Source organism: Dyella sp. 01L423, assembly GCF_056399945.1.
The window spans coordinates 530,513-553,642 of sequence record NZ_JBFTSI010000001.1; the positions used below are offsets into that span (position 1 = coordinate 530,513).

Consider the following 23,130-nt stretch of genomic DNA (forward strand, 5'->3'; position numbering starts at 1 on the left):
CAGATGGAAATTTTCAATCACAACGCCAATGTGAACTTCCTCGGCATGAGGAAGTTCAGCGTCGGTCTCGCGATCTTGCTGATGGTCGCGTCGATCGTGCTCATCTCGGTGAAGCACCTGAACTATGGCCTGGATTTCACCGGTGGCGTGTCCATGGTGATGGACTACGACAGCGCGGTGCAGGTCGGCGAAGTCCGCGACGCGCTCGAAAAGGGCGGCATGGAGCATGCGCTGGTGCAGAGCCTGGGCGGCACCAAGGAAGTGTCCATTCGCTTGCAGCCGAAGGACGACCCGAACTCCGGCGTCGCCAACGGCGGCAAGGTGAACCTGGACAAGATCGCCGACGACGTCACCAAGGCCCTGCAGGCCGCGCGTCCGGATGCCAAGCTCAAGAGCCGCGACTACGTCGGCTCCGCGGTGGGCGAGGAGCTGCGCAGCGACGGCATCGTGGCTGCCATCGTGGTGGTACTGGGCATCGGCTTGTACCTGGGCATCCGCTTCGAGTGGCGCTTCGCCGTGGCGGCCATCGCCACCGAGGCCCACGATGCGCTGGTGACGGTCGGCATCTTCGCGTTGACGCAGCGCGAGTTCGACCTGACGGTGCTTGCCTCGGTGCTGGCGGTGATCGGTTACTCGATCAATGACAAGGTGGTGGTGTTCGACCGTGTGCGCGAACTGTTCCGCCTGGCGCGCAAGGCCGAGCCGGAAGAGATCCTCAACCGTTCGATCAACAACACGCTGTCGCGTACCATCATCACCGCGCTGTTCACCGGCATCACCATGGCCGCGCTGTACTTCTTCGGTGGTCCCGCGGTGCACGGCTTCGCCATCACCATGTTGATCGGCATCCTGGTGGGTACGCTCTCCTCGATCTTCGTGGCGAGCCCGATCCTGCTGTGGCTGGGCGTGTCCAAGCAGGACCTGATGCCCAGGACGAAGGAAAACCCGGAGCTGGCGCGTCGGCCCTAAGCCGGTCGCGTTGCTTCGCTGGAAAAGAAAAAGGCCCGGGATTTCCCGGGCCTTTTTCTTGGTCTGTTCGGCACCCTGGACGGGATGGCCACGTCATCCGTGTGCAGATCGTGCTCGCCGACGCTGGACCAACCGGGAGAGCCAGAACGGAAACAGCGCCTGCAAAAGTCCACATGCGGTGGCCCAGAGCAGTTGCCCTTGGGGCGAGATAGCCAACAGCAGCTTCTGCGCGGGCAGCAGACTCAAAGACAACGGCAGCGAGATGAGAAAGACGGGTATCGCACTGAATCCATCGCCAGTGCGCAAGTAGATACACCACGCCCAAACAATGGCCACGGTCACCGTCATGGCGTAAAGGGTGGCAAGTCCGCGACCGGTGTATGTCATGGGCAACGTGCTCCTGACGCTTGAGAGGGCGGTGTGCGAACTGCGGCCAAAAGTTACGCTGGTTCCACCGACTCACCGGTGGCTTCGCGAACCCCGTCGGATGTCTCGGGCGCCTGCAAGGGCTGCATCACATGATGTGCCAACCCATGCAGGTCCAACTGCTCCACCGGAATCGGCTCGTAGCTGGGGCTGAAGGCCACCTCGCCAAACTTCCAGCCCGACGGCCGGCGCACCGCGCCCCAAAAACGCTTGGCCGCGTTCCAGTGCAAGCCAACCAGGCCATGGTTGTTGTCGTCGTCCACCATCGGATCGCCCACGCCGGTGGGGCGCAGCGGTTCGTTGTAGAGCGCGGTGCCGAACAGCACGTCCCAGATCGAGAAGACCTGGCCGAAGTTGCAGTTGTGCAGGGTCGGGCGGGTAGGGTCGACCAGCATGTGGTGGAGGCGGTGGAACTTCGGTGACACGAACACGCGGTTGAACACCGGGCCGAACGCGATGCGCACATTGGCGTGCGAGAAGTTCTGCACCAGTTCGCCCATCAGCACCAGCCAGGCGAACTGCTCGGGTTCCACGCCCATCACGATGCCCACGCTGGCGAGGATCATCGACTGGATGAAGCCGTCGATCAGGCTGCCGCGGTCGTTGGTCCAGCAGCTCATCTGGCGCGTGCTGTGGTGCATGCTGTGCAGCGCCCACCACCACGGCAGCGCGTGCTGCAGGCGGTGCATCCAGTAGTACACCAGGTCGTAGATCACGTAGTAGCAGCCGAACAGCAGCCACGGATGCTGCTTCAGCCACGGCACCCAGTGCGTGATGGCGAGCGGCGAGGCGCTGGCGTCGCCGGGGCCGGTGTCGGGTCCGCCAAAGTAAGTGGCGATGGGCGTGAGGATGAGATAGCTGAAGATCGGAAAGATGCCGACCAGCATCAACACCGTGTACTGGAAGTCGACCTTGGTGAGCTTGCGGTGCTCCCATTGCTCCGCCGGCACGACGCTTTCCAGTGGCCGGAAAATCAGGCCGATCACGCACAACTGGAACGCGGCGATCAGCAGCGAGCCGGAGATGTCGATCGGATCGCCAGCGAGGCCTTCCAGATGCAGGAACTGCAGCACCGGCAGTACACCGTGGCTGGCGAACCAGCTGACCAGATGGGACCACAGTTCGGACATCGTCGACACCTTGCGAGATTACGTGTCGGTCCTGCAGGCGGGGAGCGGAGCGGGGCGCTACAGAACCGGGCAGCTCAGGATACCGCCGGCTGCCGGCCGCATCCATCCGGCAGGATTTTGCCTCCGGCCACCTTTCGCTTAGCTGCCGCGCAGATGCGCGTCCAGCTCCGCCAACTGCGCCGGGTTGCCCAGGTTGCGCCAGAAGCCGTCGTAGCGCTCGCCGCTGAGCTGGCCTGCGCGCATGGCCTGTTGATAGAGCGGCAGCAACTTGAAGCGACCGGGCGGTTGGCCGCGCAGGAACTCGGGGCGGTAGACCCCGATATTGCCGAAAGTGAGTCGCTCGCCAGGGCCGTCTTCATGAAGTTGGCCCTGGTCCAGCACGAAATCGCCCGTGGCATGCCAGTCCGGATTGGGCACCATGACCAGGTGCACCAGGCCAGCAGGCTCAAGCGGCAATGCGGCATAGTCGTAGTCGCTGTAGATATCGGCGCTGACCGCAATGAAAGGCTCCGCTCCCAGCAGTGACAATGCATTGAGCATGCCGCCGCCGGTCTCCAGCGGGGTGGGACCTTCGTACGCGTAACGGATGCGCAGACCCCAGCGCGAACCATCGCCCAGTGCCTCGGGAAATTGATCGGCCAGGTGGGAGGTGTTGATCACCACATAGCGCACGTCGATCGCGGCAAGCTTTTCGAGATGCCACTCGATCAAGCGCTTGCCGCCCACTTCCAGCAGGGGTTTCGGCGTGCGATCGGTAAGCGGTCGCATGCGCTCGCCAAGTCCGGCCGCGAAGATCAGGGCGTGACGCATCGGGCACTCCATGAGGATGCATGTCCAGCCGTCATCCCAGCGAAAGCTGGGATCCAGCGCCTTGCTTTTCGCGCTGGGGAAAGGCTCTGGATCCCAGCTTTCGCTGGGATGACGGTGAGGGAGATTGTCATGGTCATGCTGAAGCAACTCGCGTCAGGTCACGACCTTCCGCGTGCTGCTTCAGCAGCGCAACGAAATCCGCCAGTTCGGGATAGCGCTCCGCCACCGACACCACGTAGAAATACACGCGCGGCACGTCGGCTAGGTAACCCGGCTTACCATCGCGATACCACAGGCGATAGAACTGGCCGAGCACGCGGATGTGGCGATGCAGGCCGGTGAGATCGAACCAGCGCAGGAAACGTCGGCCATCGATCTTTTCATCGATCACACCGGCCTTGAGCAGTCGCTGCCGATACGATTCCGCCCAGCCTTCCACACGCTCGCGCGGCCACACGATATAGGCATCGCGCAACAGTGAAGCGAGGTCGTACGTGATTGGGCCCGACAGCGCCCCCTGGAAATCGATCACGCCGGGATTGTTGTGGTCGGCGATGAGCAGGTTGCGGCTGTGATAGTCGCGATGCACGAAACGGCGCGGCTGTTCCAGCGCATTGCGGATGATCACGCTGAACGCGGCTTCGAGCACGTCCCATTCGTGGCAGGTGGGCGTGTGTCCGAGGTGTTTGCCGAGAAACCATTCGGGCATCACTTCCAGGCCGCTCACCAGGCGCGCGTGATCGAACAGCGGCAGATCGGCGTGGTCCATGCGCGTCTGCATCCGCAGCAGCGCATCCATGGCGTCGCCATAAAGGTGATCGGCGCTGTCGTCGTTCAAGGCGGGCAGATAGAGCTGTGTGCCGAGGTCTTCGATCAGCAGGAAACCTTGCTCGAGATCGGTCGCATGCACGGCCGGCACGTGGATACCGGCCGCAGCCAGTCGTTTGCCCATGGTCAGCCAGGGACGCGGATCTTCCAGGGCGGGCGGCGAATCCATCACCACCCAGCTCTTGCCGTCATGGTGCGTGCGCCAGTAGCTGCGAAAGCTGGCGTCCGACGAGGCGGAAACGAGTTCGAGCGTATCGTCGCCAAGGGCGGAGCGGGTCCAGGCGAGACGGGCGGCGGCGCGATCGGGAACGGTGGTCATGATGGGCTGGACGTGGCGATGAGAGAAGCTTAGCGGGTATTCGCCTCATCATGCCGGGATCCGGGAAGGGCTGAAATCGACTGTGGGAAATCTAATGTGGGAGCGCACCCTGTGCGCGACAAACCTACGGAGCGGCACATCCAGGCGCCGCGTCGCGCACAGGGTGCGCTCCCACAAATGAGCGAGCCCCTCTGCCCAAAAGAAAAGAGGGGATGAGAGAGCGCACTCACGACAAGTTGTACGCCTTCTCCTCGTGCAACGAGAGATCCAGGCCAACCTGCTCCTGCTCGTCATCCACGCGCAGCCCAATAGTCCAGTCAATCAACTTCAGGATCACCAGACTCAACACGGCGCTCCACGCCACCGTAAAGCCCACGCCCTTGGCCTGTATCCACAGCTGCCCGAACAGCGATTCCACCGTGCCGAAGCCGCCGAGCTTGGGCGAGGCCAGCGGGCCGGTGAGCAGGGCACCGATGATGCCGGCGATGGCGTGCACGCCGAAGACATCGAGCGAGTCGTCATAGCCGAACTTGTGCTTGAGGCGCGTGGCACTGAAGAAACAGACGACACCCGCAATCAGGCCCAGCACCAACGCGCCGCCCGGACCGGCCGTGCCCGCGGCGGGCGTGACGGCAACAAGCCCCGCAACCGCGCCGGAAACAATGCCCAGCACGCTGGGGCGTCCATGCACGATCCACTCGATCGCGAGCCAGCCCAGTGCAGCGGCAGCCGTCGCGATCTGCGTCACCAGCATCGCCATGCCGGCGCTGCCGTTGGCGGCAACCGCGGAGCCTGCGTTGAAGCCGAACCAGCCCAGCCACAGCAGGCTGGCGCCCATCACGGTGTAGCCCAGGTTGTGCGGTGGCATCGGCACATTCGGATAGCCGCGACGCTTGCCGATCACCAGACAGGCCACCAGGCCCGCGATGCCCGCGTTGATGTGCACCACCGTACCGCCGGCGAAATCGAGCACGCCAAGGTCGCCGAGGAAGGAGCCTGGCCCGCTCCACACCATGTGCGCCACCGGCAAGTAGACGATGGTCAGCCACAGCCCGCTGAACCACAGCAGCGCACTGAACTTCATGCGCTCGGCAAAGGCGCCGATGATGAGGGCGGGCGTGATGATGGCGAAGGTCAGCTGGAACATCACGAACACGCTTTCGGGCACCGTCTGGTAGCGCGAGTCGGGCTTGAGGCCCGCAAGAAACACGCGATCGAGACCGCCGATGAACGAGTGCAGGTTGGTCACGCCGGCCTGCATGCCTTCCGTGCTGAAGGCCAGCGAGTAGCCATAGACCATCCACAGCACCGACACCATCGCGGTGATGGCGAAGCACTGCATCAACACCGACAGCAGGTTCTTCGCGCGCACCATGCCGCCGTAGAACAGCGCGAGCCCCGGCAGCGTCATCAGCAGCACCAGCGCGGTGGCGGTGAGCATCCACGCGGTGTCGCCGCTGTCGATTTGGGTGGGTGCGGCGGCGGTCTGTGCCCAGGCAGACGAGGTGGCCAGAAGACCGAGGAGAGCGAGCAGGGGGCGTGAGGTCTTCCGGTCAAAGCGCATCGACATCGACCTCCTGCGTGCGAATGCGGATGGCCTGTTCCAGCTCGCTGACAAACACCTTGCCGTCGCCGATCTTGCCGGTGCGCGCGGCGGCGATGATGGCCTCCACCGCCCGGTCGAGCTGCTCGTCGGCCACGGCCACCTCAAGTTTGAGCTTGGGCAGGAAATCCACCACGTATTCGGCCCCCCGGTACAGCTCGGTATGCCCGTGCTGGCGGCCAAATCCCTTCACCTCGGTGACGGTCATGCCTGTCACTCCCACCTCGGTCAGCGCCTGGCGGACATCGTCCAGCGTGAACGGTTTGATGATGGCCGTAATCCACTTCATCCCCAACGCTCCCCGTGCGGTCGATATGTCGCGGTGCAGCAGGATGCGTGCCATGGGCGGTGCGCGGGCGCTTACGGTTCCTCACCGTCGTTCCAGCGAAAGCTGGAATCCAGCGACTTTCAAGGGGTTGGAGGCAAGACAAAGGCGCTGGATCCCTGCTTTCGCAGGGATGAAGGTGAGGGAGGAGGGAAGGTTTCGTAAGCTGGCGGCGCGATCTTGCCCGGAAAGAGGGCGTTCTCCCCAGGACAAATCCCGCTTTTGGTGCATTGCCGCGGTTTGACCCCACGGCCATTAATCAGTACCATTTTGGTACCGATTCCCCGCAGTCTCACTGGCCGATTCCCCCATGCTCCGCGTCAGCCGACTCACCGACTACGCCACCGTGGTGATGACCTGCATCGCCGCCCATCCTGACGACGTGCTCAGCACGGCGCAGATCGCCGATGAGGCGCGCCTGGAGCTGCCCACCGTGAGCAAGCTGCTCAAGTCGCTGAGCCATGCGGGTCTGGTGGAGTCATTCCGCGGCGTCAATGGCGGCTACCGCCTGGCACGCCCGGCAGACGACATCACCCTGGCCCAGATCGTGGAAGCGCTGGAAGGCCCCATCGGCATGACCGAATGCAGTCTCGCCGAAGGTCAGTGCGAGCGTGAATCGCTCTGCGGCGTCCGCTCCAACTGGCGACACGTCAATAGCGTCGTGGATAGCGCGCTGCGTGCCGTCAGCCTGTCCGACATGCTCAAACCACCCAGTCGTCGTATCGACGCCAACCTGATCGGATGACCGCCAGGCCATCCATGACGACCGCCCACGACGACACGAAGAACACCATGACCACCGAAACCACCGAACGCAACGAGCTCTCCGCCACGACGCTACGCGACAACGCCGAAGTCGCCGAGGCGCTGGGCCGTCGCTACGAAGCCGGCTTCGTCACGGACATCGAGACCGAGTATCTGCCGGCCGGTCTGTCCGAAGACATCGTGCGTCAGCTCTCCGCGCTCAAGAAAGAACCCGAGTGGATGACCGAGTGGCGCCTCAAGGCGTATCGCCACTGGCTCACCATGCCGATGCCCGATTGGGCCAAGTTGAATTTGAAGCCGATCGATTACCAGTCGATCAGCTACTACGCCGCGCCCAAGTCGGGTCCGAAGTCGTTGGACGAGGTCGATCCGAAGCTGCTGGAAACCTACGACAAGCTGGGTGTGCCGCTGCATGAGCGCGCCAAGCTTGCCGGCGTGGCGGTGGATGCGGTGTTCGATTCGGTCTCCGTGGGCACCACCTTCCGCAAGGAACTGGCCGAAGCCGGTGTGATCTTCTGCTCGATGAGCGAAGCGATCCGCGAACATCCCGAACTGGTGCAGAAGTACCTCGGCAGCGTGGTGCCGACGGGTGACAACTTCTTCGCGGCGCTCAATTCGGCGGTGTTCTCCGATGGCTCGTTCGTGTTCATCCCCAAGGGCGTGCGTTGCCCGATGGAGCTGTCCACCTATTTCCGCATCAACGCGATCAACACCGGGCAGTTCGAGCGCACGTTGATCGTGTGCGAAGACGATGCTTACGTGTCCTACCTCGAAGGCTGCACGGCGCCGATGCGCGACGAGAACCAGCTGCACGCGGCGGTGGTTGAGCTCGTGGCGCTGGAACGCGCGCAGATCAAATATTCGACGGTGCAGAACTGGTACCCCGGTGACGAGAACGGCGTCGGCGGCATCTACAACTTCGTCACCAAGCGTGGCGACTGCCGCGGCAACGATTCGAAGATTTCGTGGACCCAGGTGGAAACCGGTTCGGCGATCACCTGGAAATACCCCAGCTGCGTGTTGCGCGGCGATCGTTCGGTGGGCGAGTTCTACTCCGTCGCGCTCACCCATCATCGCCAGCAAGCCGACACCGGCACCAAGATGATCCACATCGGCAAGGGCACCAAGTCGAAGATCGTCTCCAAGGGCATCAGCGCCGGCCGCAGCAGCAACAGCTATCGTGGCCTGGTGAAGGTGGAGAAGGGTGCAGAGGGCGCGCGCAACTACACGCAGTGCGATTCCCTGCTGATCGGCAAGAAGTGCGGCGCGCACACCTTCCCCTACATGGAAGTGAAGAATCCCACCGCCATCGTCGAACACGAAGCGACCACCTCCAAGATTTCCGACGACCAGCTGTTCTATTGCCGCAGCCGCGGCATCGGCGAGGAAGACGCGGTGTCGATGATCGTCGACGGCTTCTGCAAGCAGGTCTTCCGCGAATTGCCGATGGAGTTCGCGGTGGAAGCGAAGAAGCTGCTGGAAGTGTCGCTGGAAGGCGCGGTTGGTTGAGCCTGTTATGAATGTCCAAGCATTCCAACGGATCATCAACCATGCTCGTCATCCCTGCGAAAGCAGGGATCCAGCGTCTTTGCCCCGCTCGCTGAAAGTCACTGGATTCGTGCTTTCGCAGGAATGACGACATCTCAGTGCACTGATTTTCAGTATCCATTCCCCTTTTCACAAGTTCATATCCCGCCATGCTAAAGATCGAAAACCTGCACGCCCGCGTCGAGGGCAAGGACATCCTCAAGGGACTCACGCTGAGCGTGAACCCGGGCGAAGTGCACGCGATCATGGGACCGAACGGCGCGGGCAAGTCCACGCTCGGCAATGTGCTCTCCGGTCGCGACGGCTACGAAGTGACCGAAGGCTCGGTAACGTTCAACGGCGTCGACCTGTTGTCGCTGGAGCCGGAAGAACGCGCCGCCGCGGGTGTGTTCCTCGCGTTTCAGTACCCGGTGGAAATCCCCGGCGTCAACAACACCTACTTCCTGCGTGCCGCGCTCAACGCACAGCGCAAGCAGCGCGGCGAGAAGGAACTCGACTCCATGCAGTTCCTCAAGCTGGTGCGCGAGAAACTGAAGATCATGCAGATCTCCGACGAGCTGTTGCATCGCGCCGTGAACGAAGGTTTCTCCGGCGGCGAGAAGAAGCGCAACGAAATTTTCCAGATGGCCGTGCTGGAACCGAAGCTGGCGATCCTGGACGAAACCGATTCGGGCCTGGACATCGATGCGCTCAAGCAGGTGGCGCAGGGCGTGAACGCGTTGCGTTCGTCCGAGCGTGGCTTCCTGGTCATCACGCACTACCAGCGCCTGCTCGACTACATCGAACCCGATTTCGTGCACGTGCTGGCCGATGGCCGCATCGTCGAAAGCGGCGACAAGACGCTGGCACTGAAGCTGGAAGCGCAGGGCTATGCGTGGGTGAACGACAAGGATCCCGCGCTCACGGGAGCTTCGGCATGAGCGAGGCCCAGCGCACGCCCTTCGTCGAATCGCTGCTGGAGGCTGCCGCGCAGGCGCAGCTGCCGGGCAGCGGCATCGGCTGGCTGGATGCCGCGCGCCGCGAGAATCTCGATGCCTTCGTGGCTGGCGGTCTTCCGGACTCTCGCATGGAGGCGTGGAAGTACACCGCGCTGCGTGCGCTTGCCCAGCGGCGTTTCGCTGCGGGCGATGCGCAGGCTTCCACCCGTGAGATCGATGTCGACCGCTATGCGCTGACGGGTATCGACGGTCCGTCCCTGGTGTTCGTCAATGGCGTGTTCCGCCAGGATCTGTCTCGTGCTGACAACCTGCCGGCTGGCCTGATGCTGCAGCCGCTGTCGCAGGTGCTGCAGGGTGACGCCGAGCCGTTGCGGTTTGCCTTGTCGCGCCATTACCGCGATGGCGGCGACGTGTTCGCGCGCCTCAACGCCGTCCTCGCCGGTGACGGCGTGGTGCTGCGCGTGGCTGCTGGCGCCAAGATCGCCCAGACCGTCCGCCTGCTGTTCATCGGTGCGCCGGCGGACGCCGCGCTTGCATCGCACGTGCGCCAGGTCATCGAACTGGGCGAGGGCGCCGAGCTCTCGCTGGTCGAGCAGCACGTGGCCAGTGATACCCATCAGAACCTCGGCACTCAGGTCACCGACATCGTGCTGCGCCAGGGCGCGAAACTGCGTCACGTGACGCTGCAGGATGCCTCCGACGCCAGCACGCTGGTGCGCCATGACAGCCTCCAGCTGGATGCCGAAGCGCACGCGGCCATGTACGTGCTTGAGCTCGGTGGCTCGCTGGTTCGCCATGATCTGCACGCCGTGCTGGCAGGCGACAAGTCGCGCCTGGACACGGGAGGCGTGTTTGCGTTGCGCGGTCGCCAGCACGTGGATACGCAGATGTCGATCCGCCATCAGGCCCTCAACACGACCTCCGAGTCGGTGTGGCGCGGCGTGGCGGACGAGCGTTCGCGCGGCGTATTCCGCGGCGCCATCGTGGTGGCCGAAGGCGCCGATGGCAGCGACGCCAGCCTGAGCAGCAAGAATCTGTTGCTCTCGGCCCAGGCCGAGATCGACACCAAGCCCGAACTTGAAATCTACGCCGACGAAGTGAAGGCCGCGCACGGCGCCACCGTGGGCCAGCTCGACGAGCGCTCGCTGTTCTACCTGCGCTCGCGCGGCATCCCGTTGGTCGAAGCACGCGCCATGCTTACCGCGGCCTTTTGCCGTGCCGTGTTCGAGTCCCTGCCGGATGAGGGACTGCGCGAGCACATCAACGAACGACTGATGGCGCAATTGCCTTCCGCCTGACCGGCGGCCCGACAGCAATCAGGCGAAACGAACACGATGAACGCACAGACCAAGCCGAGCCCGACCGTTTTCGATGTGCAGCGCATCCGCGCGGATTTTCCGCTGCTGTCGCGTACCGTGCACGACAAGCCGCTGATCTACTTCGACAACGCCAATACCAGCCAGAAGCCGGAGAGCGTGATCGAGGCGGTGGATGCGCATTACCGCCATCACAACGCCAACGTGTCGCGCGCCGTGCATCTGCTGGGCGAAGAGGCGACGGCGGCTTATGAAGGATCGCGCGACAGGTTGGCGCGCTTCATCAACGCTACATCGCGCAACGAGCTGATCCTCACCTCGGGCACCACGCAGGCGATGAATCTGATCGCCTACAGCTATGCGCTGCCGCGCCTGAAGCAAGGCGACACCATCCTCACCACGGTGATGGAACACCACGCCAACATCGTGCCGTGGCAGATCGTCGCCTCGCGCACGGGCGCTACGGTGAAGGCGGCGCCGATCGACGAACGCGGCGAGCTGATCCTCGAGAAGTACATCGAGATGCTCACGCCCGACGTGAAGCTGGCCTGCGTCACGCATGTGTCGAACGTGCTGGGCACGGTCAATCCGGTGCGCGAGATTGCGCGCGAATGCCGCAAGCGCGGCATTCCGCTAGTGGTCGACGGTTCTCAGGCCGTGCCGCATCGCCCGGTCGATGTGCAGGCGCTGGGTTGTGACTTCTACGCCTTCACTGGCCACAAGATGTTGTCGCCGACGGGTACCGGCGGCCTGTGGGCGCGCAAGGAGCATCTTGAAGCGATGCCGCCGTTCTTCGGCGGCGGCGAGATGATCCGCGAAGTGAGCTTCTCGGGCACCACCTTCGCCGCGGCTCCGCACAAGTTCGAGGCGGGCACGCCGAATATCGCCGGATTCGCAGGCGTCACCGCGGCGATCGACTATTACGACTCGGTGGGCTTCGAAGCCATCCATGCGTGGGAACAGCAGTTGCTCTCGTATGCCACGGAGCGTCTGCGTGAAATCCCCGGCCTGCGCCTGTTTGGCGAGGCGAAAGAAAAGGAACCAGTGATCTCGTTCCTGATCGAGGGCGCACAGGCCACTGACCTGGCCACGCTGCTGGACCTGCAGGGGGTCGCCGTGCGCTCGGGCCACCATTGCGCGCATCCACTGATGCAGTTCTTCCAGGTGCCGGCCACGCTGCGTGCTTCGTTTGCGTTCTACAACACGCGCGAGGAAATCGACGCGTTTGTGACCGCGCTGCTGAAGGTGCGCAAGCTGCTGATGTAGTCGGCGACGACAGCGTCCCACAGCAACGAAAACGCCGCGGCATGACCGCGGCGTTTCGCTCGCTTACCTGGCGATAGGCGTTACCAGATCTTCACCTGCTTGTCGGCCGAACGCACCATTACATCGTTCGCCTTGCACTGGAACGCCTGTGCAAAGGCCGGCATGTTCGACGGTGCGCCGATGGCGCGGAACTGCGCGGGCGCATGCGGATCGGTGTTGAGCAGGGTGAGCTGCGCCTCCGGGCGGATGCTGCCGCGCCAGACGCGTCCCCAGTTGAGGAAGAAGCGCTGGTCCTGGGTGTAGCCGTCGATCTTCTTCTTTGCCTCGGCCGGGTTGCGGGCCAGCGCCATCTGCAACGCGTCGTAGGCCGCATTGAGGCCACCGAGGTCGCCGATGTTTTCGCCCATGGTCAGCTTGCCGTTGACGAACTTGCCCGGCAGCGCTTCATAGTGGTTGAACTGATCGGCGAGTCGGTCGGTGCGTGCTTCGAAGGCCTTGCGGTCTTCGTCGGTCCACCAGTTGACGTTGTTGCCCTTCGCATCGAACTTGCTGCCCTGGTCGTCGTAGCCGTGGCCCATTTCGTGGCCGATCACGGCGCCGATGCCGCCGTAGTTCAGCCCGTCATCCGCCTTGGCATCGAAGAACGGCGGCTGCAGGATGGCGGCCGGGAACACGATCTCGTTCTTCAGCGAGTTGTAGTACGCGTTCACCGTTTGCGGCGTCATGCCCCATTCGGTGCGATCGACCGGCTTGCCGATCTTGTCGACCATGTAGTCGTAGTTGAACTTGTCGGCGGCCTGCACGTTCTGGAAATAGCTGTTGCCGGCGGGGATGGTGAGGCCGGCCCAGTCGCGCCACTTGTCCGGATAGCCGATTTTCGGCGTGAAGGTGGCCCATTTCTCCAGCGCCTTCTTCTTGGTCGCCTCGCTCATCCACGGAAGGTTCTCGATGCGGTTCTTGTAGGCCGCACGCAGATCGCCCACCAGCTGTTCGGCGCGCGCCTTGGATTCCGGCGAGAAAGTCTGCGCCACGTAGAGCTGGCCCAGCGCCATGCCCATGCCGCCTTCCACGCTGTCGAGCGTGCGCTTCCAGCGCGCCTTCATTTCCTTCTGGCCATTGAGCGTCTGCGCGTTAAAGGCGAAGTCTTCCTGCTGGAAGGGCGTGGAGAGATACGGTGCCGCCGCATCGATCGCGTGGAAGCGCAGATACGCCTGCCAGTCGCTGGCGGGTACGTCGGCCAGCATCTTGTCGAACTCGGCGAAGTACTTCGGCTGCGAAAGCGAGAAGCCATCCTTCACATCCGCGCCCTGGGCCTTGAAGAACGCAGCCCACTCGAAGTGCGGCGTCGCCTTGTCGGCTTCGGCGATGCTGACGAAGTGATAGCGGTTTTCCGGCTGGCGCAATTCGGTCGGCACCAGCGAGGCGGCGGCGAGACGCGTCTCGAATGCCATCACGGCCTTGGCCTGCTTTTGCGCGTCGGCTTCGCTCACACCCACCAGCTGCAGCGTGCGCGCGATATGCGCGACGTAAGCGGTGCGGATCTTTTCGAAGTCCGGCTTGCTGTAGTAATCGGCCGTCGGTAGGCCAGGCCACCCTGGTTGGCGTAGGCGATCTGTCGGCTGGAATCCTTGAAGTCGGCGTTGCCGTAGAAGCGGAACGTCACCGGATTGCCGCGGGAGTAGCTGTCGGTGATGTAGGCGACCACATCCTTGCTGTTCTTCAGCGCGTCGATGCGCGCGAGCTCCGGCTTGATCGGGTCGTAGCCGGCCTTTTCGATGGCGGCTTCATCCATGCCCGAGGCGTAGAAGTAACCGATCTTCTGCTCGATCGAACCCGGCTGCGCGCTGGCGGCATCCTTGGCGGCCTTGTCGACGATGCTGTGCTGCACGTTGAGGCTGTCTTCGCGCAGCGCGTCGAACGAACCCCAGCGCGTACGGTCGGCGGGGATCGGATTGGCGGCCAGCCACTTCGCATTGACGAAGCCGTTGAAGTCGTTGCAGGCGCTCTTGTTGGTGTCCAGTTCCTTCACGTCGAAGGAGCCGCCGGGGGCGGCCAGCGCGCCGGTGCACAAAGCCAAGCCCACGGCCAGCGCGAGCGGTTTCACAATGCGGTTCTTCATGGAGTCTCCCTGGTGGGATGCGTGGCATGCATCCGGTCGTGGTCATACGCAGGGCGCTCGGCCCCAATCCACAGGCTAGGCAGGGGTGTCGGGGAGCCGACAGTGTCGAAGGTCATTGTGCGGTGCGATCCCGGCGGCGGGCGGTATCATGCGCGGATGATGACTGCGTCTGAACTCCTTTATCGTGCCGCCACCACCGCCGACGTGCCGGCCGTGGTGGCCCTCGTCGAATCGGCCTACCGCGGTGAATCCGGCCAACGCGGCTGGACCACCGAAAGCCATCTGCTGGACGGACAGCGCACCGATGCGCAAAGCGTGTCCGAGCTGATCGGTCGCGATGGCAGCAAGATCCTGCTGGCCGAGCGCCACGGCGTCTTGCTCGCCTGCTGTCATATCGAACGGCAGGGCGGCGCCGGTTACTTCGGCATGTTCGCGGTGAATCCCGAGCTGCAGATGGGGGGTATCGGCCGGGCCCTGCTGGCCGAAGCCGAGCGCGTGGCGCATGCGTCGTGGCAGGTGCCGACCATGAGCATGACGGTGATCGTGCAGCGCGCCGAACTCATCGCCTGGTACGAACGCCGCGGTTACCAGCTCACCGGCGAAACGCTGCCGTTCCCCTATGGCGATGAACGCTGCGGCCTGCCGCGCCGCGACGACCTGCGCTTCGTATGCCTGAGCAAGCCGCTGGGCGAGGTGTTCGCATGAATCTGGCCGACTGGATCTTCGTGGGCACGCGCAGCGAGATGTTGCCGGGCGAATTCAAGGTGGTGTGGGACGGCGACACCGCCATCGCCGTTTACAACATCGACGGCGATCTCTACGCCATCGAGGATGTCTGCAGTCACGACGGCGGCGAACTTGCCGGCGGCGAGGTGCACGGCTTCGAAGTGGAGTGCCCGCGCCACGGTGCGCGCTTTGACGTGCGCACGGGCGCCGTCACCTGTCCGCCCGCATACGAACCGATCGCCAGTTTTCCGGTGCATGAAGTGGACGGGCAGATCTGGACGCGCGACGATCGCTGAAGCGGAAGTTCCGGGCCGGCCGAGCCAGCGTCAGAAGCGGTAGACGAACGCCAGCGTGGTGGTGAGCTGGTTGGCCGAGCCGAAGCTGCGCACCAGCGGGCTATCGGCAGAATCGCCCAGCAGCCGTGCGTAATTGATGGCGACGGCGACGCCGGTGTGCACGCTGGTGGGCATGTAGGCGTCGTATTCGAGCGAGATCTGCTGACTGCCTGCACCGGGCGACCACGGCGTGATGCCCAGCTGTGTTGCCTGTTCCGGTGTCACGCCGAAGAAGCGACGCATCGCCGGCCCGTTCATCGCCTGCCATTGCAGCTGCACGCTGTGATTGAAGTAGCCGATGGCGGGCAGGTCGCAGTCTGCGTAGAGATTCAAGTACGCGCCGGCGCCCTGCGTGTCGTGTGCCAGGTTGCCGCCCACGCTGAACGCCTTGGTGGCCTGGTATTCCAGATAACCGCCGGCGTTCAGCCGCGGCGACAGTGAATCGACGATGCCGCCCAGCCTGGGGCCGAGGTCGCTGCGTTCGCGGCCCCACAGATAGTTGCCGTAGAAGCCGCCGCGCCACGGGCCGCTGTGGATGAAATCCACTGTCAGGCCATCGAGCGTGGAGAGCGTGATGTGCCAGGGCAGCTCGGCATCGATGTATGGCACGGGCTGGTTGCGATGGTCCTTCGATCCTATCCACCCCGGCATGCGCTGCACGCCGGCGCCAAGGATGACGTTGCGGTCGTCGGTGGAAGCGTCATCCGCCCGTGCGATGGAAGAAAGCGCGCAGGCGCAGAGCAGCGCAGCGGTGCGCAGCATCGCGGGAGAGGTGAAGCGCAACGACATGCCGACCGTCATCACGCGCCGGGTTTGGCGCGCGCACCCGTGTTGTCGCCAAATTGCACGATCACGCGCTGGCCGATGCGCAACGATGGCGGCGGCGTTTCATCGAATACCAGCACGCATTCGACGGTGCGGGTGTTGGCGCGGATCAGCGGATCTTCTTCCAGCGCACTGGGACCGAACACGGTGCCGATGCGCTGCACGTGCGCGCCCAGCGTCGGCACGCCGCTGCCGCTGTCGTCCACCACTTGCGCATGCATGCCTTCATGCACGGCGCTTACAAACGATTCGTTGAGCTCGGCACGCACGATGCGCGCGCCTTCCGGCAGCAGCACGAAGGCAGCACCGCCTTGCGGCGACACCGTGGCGCCGGGTTGGATGTCGCGCTCGACAATCTGTGCATCCACTGGCGCGACCAGGCTGCGCTGCGCCAGTTCGTAGCGCGCGGCTTCCAGCTTTTGTGCCGCCATGGCGGCGGTGGCGCGCGCGTTGTCGAGTTCACCCTGCAGTTGGGTGGCGGCGTCCTTGGCGTCGTCCGCGCTCTGGCCATCGCCTGCGCCGGCGGCTGCAGCGGCCTGCAGGCGCGTGGCGCGTTGCTGCGCCGCCTTCAGGCGCGCTTCCAACACGCTGCCCTGCGCCTTGGCCTGCTTCTGCTCGGCTTCGGCAGCGCTCACGGCCAGCTGCGCCGGCTTGGTGTCGAGCACGGCCAGCACCTGGCCCTTTTTCACATGGTCGCCTTCGCGGACCTTGATCTCGGCCACCACCCCTTCGCGCGGCATGCTGAGCTTGAGCAGGCCGCCTTCGATGTCGACACGGCCGCGCGCCACCGCTGCATACGTGGCAGCGGGTGCAGTGGTGGCGTTCGACTTGCCGCTGTCGTCATGGGAACAGGCAGCCAGCACGGGTGCCACCAGCACCAGGGCAAACAGGAAATGAAGCGGGCGCAAGGTCATGCAGAAGGGTCCTCGTGCCCTGACGTCAATGTCGCAGAGGGCACACGGTCGCTAAGGATACGGCCATCTTCCATGGCGAGCACGCGGTCTGCGTGGCCGACCAGTCGAGGATCGTGGCTGACGCACAACACGGTGGTGCCGTGCGTACGTGCAATGCGGTGAAGAATATCGATGACGATCTGCCCGTTCGCGGCGTCGAGCGCGCTGGTGGGCTCGTCGGCAAACAGCAGGCCGGGCTCCTTGGCGAGCGCACGGGCTATCGCCACGCGCTGCTTTTCGCCGCCGGAGAGTTCGGAGGGGCGCAGCTCCATGCGCGGGCCCATGCCGACTTCTTCCAGCGATGCCGCGGCGCGACGGCGAGCTTCGCCAGGCGCAAGACCGAGATAGCTCAGCGGCAGCTCCACCTGTTCCAGCGCATTCAACGCGGGGAAGAGATTGAAGCCCTGAAACACAAAGCCGGTGTGCAGCAGTCGGAAGCGTTCGAGCTCGCGCATGCCGAGCACGCCCAGATCCTGTCCCAGCGCCATCACATGGCCGCTGTCGGCGGCCTGCAGGCCGCTCAGGATGGCGAGCAGGGTGCTCTTGCCGCAGCCGGACGGACCGGAGATGAGAGTGAGTTCGCCAGCGTGCACGTCCAGCGTGAGGTCGTGCAGTACGGTGTGGTGAATCGGGCCCGACGAAAACGACTTGGTGACGTTGCGAGCCTGCAACGACACCGTGGGCATGGCCTGTGGCTGCGCGCTCATCGCTTACCTCAGCAAAGTGGCAGGATCGGCGCGGCGCAGGCTGCGCATGGCGGCCAGGCCGGAGACGATGGCCAGGCCCATGCCCAGTGCGAGGCATGCCAGCGTGGTCCACGGATCGAGCGCCACCGGCACGCTGCGGCTGCGCGCAATGGCCAGCGCGATCGCGCCGAGCACGGTGCTGCCGACCAGGCCAAGCGCGCCCACCCAGAACGCTTGCTCCATCACCACTCGACGCAATGCACCGACGCCCACGCCCAGTGCGTTGAGCGTGGCGTATTCGCGTACCGAGCCGATCACCGCCGCGACCAGGGTCTGGCTGGTGATCACGGCGCCGACCAGGAACACGATGCCGGCAAGGAACAACACGCCGGCGCCGGCACCCGTGTCGAACATCCAATAGAGCTGCGAGCGACGGGCGAAATCCTGCGCGGTCCACACGTCGTACTTGCCGAATGCGCCATTGCCGCGCAGGCGCGCCGCGACGTCGTCGGCAGCCGCAGGGTCGTGCAGCTTCGCCACGAAATAAGTCATGCGGTTGGCATTGGATGGATCGGTATCGAGTTCGGCCGCCGTGGCCAGCGAAGCCACCACGTTCACGCCGCCGAGCGCGCGCAAGCCGCTGCTCACGCCCACCACGCGCACGCGATGGCCATTGATGACGGCGCTATCGCCTACCTTCACGCCGAGACTGTCGAGGTCGGCGCGGTCGACGATCACTGCATCAGGCTCGTTCAAGCGCGCACGCAAGGCGAGCGGCAAGGCATGGGCGAACATCATGCCGTCCGGTCGTGCGTTGATGCCGGAGACGAACACCGACACGCCGCCCGTATCGCTGGGCCCTCGCCAGTCCGCATCGACCCAGTGGAAGGGTTCCACCGCGGTGACGGCAGGGTCCATGCGCAGTCGCATTTCCACGCCCGAGTCGATCGAGCGGCCGAGGTTCACGCTCTGCGTGCCTGGATAACCGGCCCACAAATCGGCCGACGAACCGGTGATGTACACGCTGGCGCTGCCGAAGATGCCCAGCACCAGTGCCGCCTGCAGCAGCTGCAGCAGACCGGCGAAACCCACGGCAAGGATCGCCGGCAAAAACCGGCGCCATTCGTAGATCAGGGTTTTGCGTGCCAGCGCGACCATCAGTCCGTTTCCCCTACGCCCGGCGCAGAGGTGGGGGCAGGTGGCGCAGGCATGGGCGCACCGCCCAGTGCCTTGTAGAGCGAGACATAGGCGAGGTCGCGCGCGGCGATAGCGCTTACCAGTTCGAGTTGCGCGCGCTGGTTTTCGATCAGGCCATCCTGCACATCGAGCGTGCTGCCCAGGTTGAGTTCCGCACGCTTGCGCAGCGCCGCGGTAGTGCTGTCCAGCGCCACCGCGGCGCGCTGCGAGGCGTCCTGGCGGGTGCGCAATTGCTCCAGGTCGCCCATGGCGGTTTCCGCCTCCGCCACGCCCTGCAGCACTGCCTGGCGATACGCGTAGACGGCAGCCTTCAGCTCATGGTCCTTGGCGTGTGCCGCGGCCACGCGCTGCCCCCAGTCGAACAAGGGCACATCGATGATCGGGCCGAACGAGGAAATGGCTTCGCCGGTGTGCGCGCGATAATTGGACAGAATATTGGTCGACCATTGCAGCGACGCACCCAGGCCGATATGCGGATAGATGTCCGCGCGGCTCATGCCCAGCTCGCCGGCGGCGCGCAGCACCTCGGCCTCCGCGCTGGCGATTTCAGGACGTGCACGCAGCATGTCGGCGGGCGCGGTGGTCAGCTGCCAGGCGCCCAGCTGCGGTTGCGGACCGGGCGTGAGCCAGGCCGGATCGGGCTCGGGCTGACCCACCAGCACGGCCAGTTGTTGCACGCAGGCGATGATGGTCTGTTGGGGCTCGGTGAGCGCGACCTCGGAACGGGCCAGTTCCGCCTGGGTCTTGGCGATTTCGGCGGGCGCCACCAGCTTCAGCTGAGCGCGGACCTGCTGCAGCCGCAGCTTTTCCTGCAGGGCATCACGCACCCCGCCCAGCAACTGGACTTGCTGTTGGGCCGAGCGCAATTCGATCCAGCGACGGCTGACCTCGGCGACCAGGGACACCTGGGCACCGCGCAACGCGGCGGCCGCACTATTTTCCTGCCCTTGCGCCGCGCGCTTGCTGCTCTGCCAGGCGCCGAACAGCGGAAGCTCCCACACGGCATCGAATCCGACCACGAAATACGAAGCCGTGGTATCCGGATCGATCAGGTCGTTGGTACGCCCATGCACGTTGGGCAAGTAGGGATCGTGGGCGTGGTGGTTCAGCGTACGGGCGGCGCGCAGGCGTTCGGCGGCCTGGGCCACATCCAGATTGTTCTGCAGGGCGCGGTCGACCAGGTCGTTCAGCTCGGGGTCGCCCAGCGCCTGCCACCAGCCCTTGAGGTCGGCGGAGGGCGGCGCCACGCCGGCCGGCGCATTGCGCCAGGTCTCGGGGGCCGGCGGCTTGAGCTCAGGCAGCGGAGCCACCGAACAGCCGGCCAGTACCGCAAGTCCACACGCCAGCAGGGCGTTCTTCAGTGGATGGCGATCCCGGCGAGGCGCAGCTTCCATGTTCGGCAGATCCGGGTTGTTTCGACGATGAAGCACGAAATTCCTGGGGGTTCGATCGGCGCTGCGATCTGGGAGAGTGCAAGGATACCGGACCTTCCCTACAACTGGCTTATGGGTTGCACAGGAAGTCTGTCCGAATGAAGACGTTCGCGCAGCATCTTTCGGAAAGAAAGGGGGCCGAAAGGGGTGTCTTTCTAGTCTTGTCATCACACTGCATTGGCGGAGCTTCACCGAGTGACAGGCTGGACCATCCTCTGCGATTTCGACGGCACCATCTCCGTCGAGGACGTGATCGACTCCCTGCTCGACCGTTTCGGCCGTCCCGGCTGGGAAACGCTAGAGCAGGACTGGCGTGCCGGCCGCATCGGCTCGCGCGAATGCATGACCGGGCAGGTGGGCCTGCTGGACATGACCCAGGAAGCGCTGGACAAGCATCTCTCCTCGCTGTGGATCGACCACGCGTTCCCGGCCTTCGTGGCCAAGACGCGCGAGTTGTCGACCCCGCTGCGGGTAGTCAGCGACGGCCTCGACTACGCCATCCACAAGATCCTTGGCCGTTATGGCCTGGACGATCTGCCGCTGGCCGCCAACCACCTGGCTCCGGCCACGCCGCCGCGCCAGTGGCAGCTGACCTCGCCGTTCCAGGCGGACGGTTGCCGCAGCGGCACCTGCAAGTGCGCCGTGGCGGCCCAGGCCGCCAAGACGGGCACCAAGACCTTGCTGATCGGCGACGGCGCATCGGATTTCTGCGCGGCCGACCGCGTCGATTTCGTGTTCGCCAAGCATCGCCTGATCGAGCATTGCCGCGCCGCCGGCATCCCCTACGTGCCGATCACCGGCTTCGAGGATGCGCTGGAGCTGCTGCCCCGTCTGCTCGACGGCAGCCTGCTGGCCGAACACACGCCGGGCGAGCCCGCCCTGGCCGTCACGATCCCCTGAACGGGCCTGGCCCGTTCATCCCCACTCTGATCGATTCCGGATTTCCTGATGAACGCTTACGACAAGAACGCCGCTGGCGTCGTTATTCCCGACGCGCAGCTGCTGGCCGATGAGGCCCAGTGGAGCTCCTTTGGCGACACCGTGCATTACGTCGATCCGCCGAAGATCTTCCGCCACGGCGAAGGTAGCTGGATGATCGACACCGCCGGCACGCGCTTCCTCGATCTGCAGATGTGGTACTCGGCCGTGAACTTCGGTTACGGCAACAAGCGCCTCAACGACACGCTGAAGAACCAGATCGACGTGCTGCCGCAGGTCGCTTCGCAGTACCTGCACCAGACCCGCATCGAGCTGGCCAAGACCATTGCCGTCGACGCGCAGCAGAAGTTCGGCCTGAAGGGTCGCGTGCACTTCAACGTCGGCGGCGCGCAGGCGGTGGAAGATTCGCTCAAGCTGGTGCGCAACTACACCGGCGGCAAGAGCCTGATGTTCGCCTTCGAAGGCGGCTACCACGGCCGTACGCTGGGCGCTTCGTCGATCACCTCCAGCTACCGTTACCGTCGTCGCTTCGGCCACTTCGGCGAGCGCGCGATGTTCGTGCCGTTCCCGTATCCGTTCCGCCGCCCCAAGGGCATGACGCCGGAAGAATATTCCGATGCGTGCGTGCGCCAGTTCGCCCGCCTGTTCGAAACCGAATACAACGGCGTGTGGGATCCCAAGGTCAATCAGGCTGAATACGCCGCGTTCTACGTCGAGCCGATCCAGGGCACTGGCGGATACGTGTTGCCGCCGATGAACTTCTTCAAGGATCTGAAGAAAGTGCTGGACCAGTACGGCATCCTGATGGTGGTCGACGAAATCCAGATGGGTTTCTGGCGCACCGGCAAGCTGTGGTCGATCGAGCACTTCGGCGTGACGCCGGACATCATCGTGTTCGGCAAGGCGCTGACCAACGGCCTCAACCCGCTGTCGGGCCTGTGGGCGCGCGAAGAGCTGATCAACCCGACCATCTTCCCGCCAGGCTCCACCCACTCCACGTTCAACTCCAACCCGCTCGGCACCGCGCTGGGTCTGGAAGTGATCAAGATGGGTTACGAGCTGGACTACGAGACCAGCGTGCCGAAGAAGGGCGCGCACTTCCTCGAAGGCCTGCGCGACCTGCAGAAGCGCCACAAGGAAATCGGCGACGTGGACGGCCTGGGTCTGGCCATGCGCGCTGAAATCTGCACCGACGACGGCTTCACGCCGAACAAGGCGCTGCTCGACAAGATGGTCGACATCGGCCTGGCCGGCGACCTCGAGCACAACGGCAAGAAGATCGGCCTCGTGCTCGACGTGGGTGGCTGGTACAAGAACGTCATCACCTTCGCGCCGTCGCTCGACATCACGCACGAAGAAATCGACCTGGCCATCGCGCTGCTCGACCAGCTGCTGACCAAGGCCAAGAAGGCGATGTAGTCAACACGACGCCGCGGGTGAAAACCCGCGGCGTCTGTCTATGGTTTGTCTCAAGTGGTTCCCATGCAGGGGAAGTGTGACGAACGGCGATGCTCATGCATCGCCGTATTTTTTTGGGCGGTGTTTACGCCGGCGTTGCGTGATCGGGCCGCTCTGCACGAACGGGAACTTGCGCAGCAGGACGGCATGCGCCGCGCTGGCAGTCTGTCAGGTCAAGTGAGTTATGCCACTTCAACGCGCCCACAGAAGCGACGG

The 23,130-nt window shown here is 64.4% G+C and carries 21 protein-coding genes and 1 pseudogene; 10 read left to right on the forward strand and 12 right to left on the reverse strand.

The genetic code is table 11. From position 1 onward, the window contains the following. The first annotated feature begins 3 nt into the window (after positions 1-3). Positions 4-969: a protein translocase subunit SecF gene (gene secF, locus AC1DMY_RS02305; RefSeq protein WP_477163409.1), complete on the forward strand. Its 966-nt coding sequence runs from the start codon at positions 4-6 to the stop codon at positions 967-969. A gap of 93 nt (positions 970-1,062) precedes the next feature. On the opposite strand, the gene AC1DMY_RS02310 is transcribed toward secF, so the two are convergent. From AC1DMY_RS02310 to AC1DMY_RS02335, 6 genes are all read right to left on the reverse strand, one after another. Next, on the reverse strand, positions 1,063-1,356 hold the full coding sequence (locus tag AC1DMY_RS02310; RefSeq protein WP_477163410.1) for an SCO4225 family membrane protein: 294 nt from the start codon (positions 1,354-1,356) through the stop codon (positions 1,063-1,065). A gap of 53 nt (positions 1,357-1,409) precedes the next feature. Continuing rightward, positions 1,410-2,525, reverse strand: a complete 1,116-nt coding sequence (locus tag AC1DMY_RS02315; protein ID WP_477163411.1) for a sterol desaturase family protein — start codon at positions 2,523-2,525, stop codon at positions 1,410-1,412. Positions 2,526-2,663: 138 nt separating this feature from the next. Further along, positions 2,664-3,335 carry an N-acetylmuramate alpha-1-phosphate uridylyltransferase MurU gene (gene murU, locus AC1DMY_RS02320; RefSeq protein WP_477163412.1) on the reverse strand — a complete coding sequence of 224 codons (672 nt, stop codon included), beginning with the start codon at positions 3,333-3,335 and terminating at the stop codon, positions 2,664-2,666. 133 nt (positions 3,336-3,468) lie between these two features. Continuing rightward, the gene (locus AC1DMY_RS02325) at positions 3,469-4,482 is read right to left on the reverse strand and encodes an aminoglycoside phosphotransferase family protein (protein WP_477163413.1); all 1,014 of its coding nucleotides are present in this window, start codon (positions 4,480-4,482) and stop codon (positions 3,469-3,471) included. A 226-nt stretch (positions 4,483-4,708) separates the two neighbouring features. Then, positions 4,709-6,046: an ammonium transporter gene (locus AC1DMY_RS02330; RefSeq protein ID WP_477164176.1), complete on the reverse strand. Its 1,338-nt coding sequence runs from the start codon at positions 6,044-6,046 to the stop codon at positions 4,709-4,711. Then, entirely contained in the window at positions 6,036-6,374 is a 339-nt protein-coding gene (locus AC1DMY_RS02335; protein WP_477164177.1) for a P-II family nitrogen regulator, read from the reverse strand. The genes AC1DMY_RS02330 and AC1DMY_RS02335 overlap by 11 nt, the downstream gene beginning before the upstream one ends. Positions 6,375-6,720: 346 nt before the next feature. On the opposite strand from AC1DMY_RS02335, the gene AC1DMY_RS02340 reads away from it, so the two are divergent. The 5 genes from AC1DMY_RS02340 (at position 6,721) to AC1DMY_RS02360 (ending at position 12,243) form a co-directional block, all read left to right on the forward strand. Beyond that, positions 6,721-7,155, forward strand: coding sequence for an SUF system Fe-S cluster assembly regulator (locus tag AC1DMY_RS02340; protein ID WP_477163414.1), 435 nt, complete (start codon positions 6,721-6,723; stop codon positions 7,153-7,155). A 47-nt stretch (positions 7,156-7,202) separates the two neighbouring features. Next, complete coding sequence (sufB, locus tag AC1DMY_RS02345) at positions 7,203-8,684, forward strand: Fe-S cluster assembly protein SufB (RefSeq protein WP_477164178.1); 1,482 nt, start codon at positions 7,203-7,205, stop codon at positions 8,682-8,684. Between the two features lie 188 nt (positions 8,685-8,872). Continuing rightward, positions 8,873-9,643: a Fe-S cluster assembly ATPase SufC gene (sufC, locus tag AC1DMY_RS02350; RefSeq protein ID WP_477163415.1), complete on the forward strand. Its 771-nt coding sequence runs from the start codon at positions 8,873-8,875 to the stop codon at positions 9,641-9,643. Continuing rightward, positions 9,640-10,959, forward strand: coding sequence for a Fe-S cluster assembly protein SufD (sufD, locus tag AC1DMY_RS02355; protein ID WP_477163416.1), 1,320 nt, complete (start codon positions 9,640-9,642; stop codon positions 10,957-10,959). Before sufC ends, sufD begins: the two co-directional genes overlap by 4 nt. Positions 10,960-10,995: 36 nt before the next feature. Then, positions 10,996-12,243: an aminotransferase class V-fold PLP-dependent enzyme gene (locus AC1DMY_RS02360; RefSeq protein WP_477163417.1), complete on the forward strand. Its 1,248-nt coding sequence runs from the start codon at positions 10,996-10,998 to the stop codon at positions 12,241-12,243. 80 nt (positions 12,244-12,323) lie between these two features. On the opposite strand, the pseudogene AC1DMY_RS02365 reads toward AC1DMY_RS02360, so the two are convergent. Further along, positions 12,324-14,362, reverse strand: a pseudogene (locus tag AC1DMY_RS02365) (M13 family metallopeptidase). A gap of 156 nt (positions 14,363-14,518) precedes the next feature. Between AC1DMY_RS02365 and AC1DMY_RS02370 the strand changes: the two are divergent. Together AC1DMY_RS02370 and AC1DMY_RS02375 are read left to right on the forward strand one after the other, a co-directional pair. Then, entirely contained in the window at positions 14,519-15,067 is a 549-nt protein-coding gene (locus AC1DMY_RS02370; protein WP_477163418.1) for a GNAT family N-acetyltransferase, read from the forward strand. Next, a complete protein-coding gene (locus AC1DMY_RS02375) occupies positions 15,064-15,384 on the forward strand; it encodes a non-heme iron oxygenase ferredoxin subunit (protein WP_477163419.1) in 321 nt (106 codons plus the stop codon). Before AC1DMY_RS02370 ends, AC1DMY_RS02375 begins: the two co-directional genes overlap by 4 nt. A gap of 30 nt (positions 15,385-15,414) precedes the next feature. Here AC1DMY_RS02375 and AC1DMY_RS02380 read toward each other — a convergent pair whose 3' ends face one another. Genes AC1DMY_RS02380 through AC1DMY_RS02400 form a run of 5 tightly spaced genes read right to left on the reverse strand, consistent with a single transcriptional unit; the run spans position 15,415 to position 20,514 of the window. Continuing rightward, positions 15,415-16,212 carry a MipA/OmpV family protein gene (locus tag AC1DMY_RS02380; RefSeq protein ID WP_477163420.1) on the reverse strand — a complete coding sequence of 266 codons (798 nt, stop codon included), beginning with the start codon at positions 16,210-16,212 and terminating at the stop codon, positions 15,415-15,417. An 11-nt stretch (positions 16,213-16,223) separates the two neighbouring features. Further along, the gene (locus AC1DMY_RS02385) at positions 16,224-17,162 is read right to left on the reverse strand and encodes an efflux RND transporter periplasmic adaptor subunit (protein WP_477163421.1); all 939 of its coding nucleotides are present in this window, start codon (positions 17,160-17,162) and stop codon (positions 16,224-16,226) included. After that, positions 17,159-17,908, reverse strand: a complete 750-nt coding sequence (locus AC1DMY_RS02390) for an ABC transporter ATP-binding protein (RefSeq protein ID WP_477163422.1) — start codon at positions 17,906-17,908, stop codon at positions 17,159-17,161. Before AC1DMY_RS02390 ends, AC1DMY_RS02385 begins: the two co-directional genes overlap by 4 nt. Before the next feature lie 3 nt (positions 17,909-17,911). After that, on the reverse strand, positions 17,912-19,045 hold the full coding sequence (locus AC1DMY_RS02395; RefSeq protein ID WP_477163423.1) for an ABC transporter permease: 1,134 nt from the start codon (positions 19,043-19,045) through the stop codon (positions 17,912-17,914). Then, positions 19,045-20,514 carry a TolC family protein gene (locus tag AC1DMY_RS02400; protein ID WP_477163424.1) on the reverse strand — a complete coding sequence of 490 codons (1,470 nt, stop codon included), beginning with the start codon at positions 20,512-20,514 and terminating at the stop codon, positions 19,045-19,047. The genes AC1DMY_RS02395 and AC1DMY_RS02400 overlap by 1 nt, the downstream gene beginning before the upstream one ends. Positions 20,515-20,712: 198 nt before the next feature. On the opposite strand from AC1DMY_RS02400, the gene AC1DMY_RS02405 reads away from it, so the two are divergent. Together AC1DMY_RS02405 and AC1DMY_RS02410 are read left to right on the forward strand one after the other, a co-directional pair. Then, the gene (locus AC1DMY_RS02405) at positions 20,713-21,417 is read left to right on the forward strand and encodes an MtnX-like HAD-IB family phosphatase (RefSeq protein WP_204635130.1); all 705 of its coding nucleotides are present in this window, start codon (positions 20,713-20,715) and stop codon (positions 21,415-21,417) included. A 48-nt stretch (positions 21,418-21,465) separates the two neighbouring features. Beyond that, positions 21,466-22,875, forward strand: coding sequence for an aspartate aminotransferase family protein (locus AC1DMY_RS02410; protein WP_121878372.1), 1,410 nt, complete (start codon positions 21,466-21,468; stop codon positions 22,873-22,875). Positions 22,876-23,130: the final 255 nt, after the last annotated feature.

What these genes read in the sequence shown, in the direction of transcription:
- AC1DMY_RS02410 (WP_121878372.1), top strand. Translation starts at nt 21,466, where the DNA reads ATGAACGCTTACGACAAGAACGCCGCTGGCGTCGTTATTCCCGACGCG.
- AC1DMY_RS02380 (WP_477163420.1), bottom strand. Translation starts at nt 16,212, where the DNA reads ATGTCGTTGCGCTTCACCTCTCCCGCGATGCTGCGCACCGCTGCGCTG.
- AC1DMY_RS02390 (WP_477163422.1), bottom strand. Translation starts at nt 17,908, where the DNA reads ATGAGCGCGCAGCCACAGGCCATGCCCACGGTGTCGTTGCAGGCTCGC.
- AC1DMY_RS02395 (WP_477163423.1), bottom strand. Translation starts at nt 19,045, where the DNA reads ATGGTCGCGCTGGCACGCAAAACCCTGATCTACGAATGGCGCCGGTTT.
- murU (WP_477163412.1), bottom strand. Translation starts at nt 3,335, where the DNA reads ATGCGTCACGCCCTGATCTTCGCGGCCGGACTTGGCGAGCGCATGCGA.
- AC1DMY_RS02325 (WP_477163413.1), bottom strand. Translation starts at nt 4,482, where the DNA reads ATGACCACCGTTCCCGATCGCGCCGCCGCCCGTCTCGCCTGGACCCGC.
- AC1DMY_RS02340 (WP_477163414.1), top strand. Translation starts at nt 6,721, where the DNA reads ATGCTCCGCGTCAGCCGACTCACCGACTACGCCACCGTGGTGATGACC.
- AC1DMY_RS02315 (WP_477163411.1), bottom strand. Translation starts at nt 2,525, where the DNA reads ATGTCCGAACTGTGGTCCCATCTGGTCAGCTGGTTCGCCAGCCACGGT.
- sufD (WP_477163416.1), top strand. Translation starts at nt 9,640, where the DNA reads ATGAGCGAGGCCCAGCGCACGCCCTTCGTCGAATCGCTGCTGGAGGCT.
- AC1DMY_RS02310 (WP_477163410.1), bottom strand. Translation starts at nt 1,356, where the DNA reads ATGACATACACCGGTCGCGGACTTGCCACCCTTTACGCCATGACGGTG.
- AC1DMY_RS02370 (WP_477163418.1), top strand. Translation starts at nt 14,519, where the DNA reads ATGATGACTGCGTCTGAACTCCTTTATCGTGCCGCCACCACCGCCGAC.
- AC1DMY_RS02335 (WP_477164177.1), bottom strand. Translation starts at nt 6,374, where the DNA reads ATGAAGTGGATTACGGCCATCATCAAACCGTTCACGCTGGACGATGTC.
- secF (WP_477163409.1), top strand. Translation starts at nt 4, where the DNA reads ATGGAAATTTTCAATCACAACGCCAATGTGAACTTCCTCGGCATGAGG.
- AC1DMY_RS02360 (WP_477163417.1), top strand. Translation starts at nt 10,996, where the DNA reads ATGAACGCACAGACCAAGCCGAGCCCGACCGTTTTCGATGTGCAGCGC.
- AC1DMY_RS02375 (WP_477163419.1), top strand. Translation starts at nt 15,064, where the DNA reads ATGAATCTGGCCGACTGGATCTTCGTGGGCACGCGCAGCGAGATGTTG.
- sufC (WP_477163415.1), top strand. Translation starts at nt 8,873, where the DNA reads ATGCTAAAGATCGAAAACCTGCACGCCCGCGTCGAGGGCAAGGACATC.
- AC1DMY_RS02330 (WP_477164176.1), bottom strand. Translation starts at nt 6,046, where the DNA reads ATGCGCTTTGACCGGAAGACCTCACGCCCCCTGCTCGCTCTCCTCGGT.
- sufB (WP_477164178.1), top strand. Translation starts at nt 7,203, where the DNA reads ATGACCACCGAAACCACCGAACGCAACGAGCTCTCCGCCACGACGCTA.
- AC1DMY_RS02385 (WP_477163421.1), bottom strand. Translation starts at nt 17,162, where the DNA reads ATGACCTTGCGCCCGCTTCATTTCCTGTTTGCCCTGGTGCTGGTGGCA.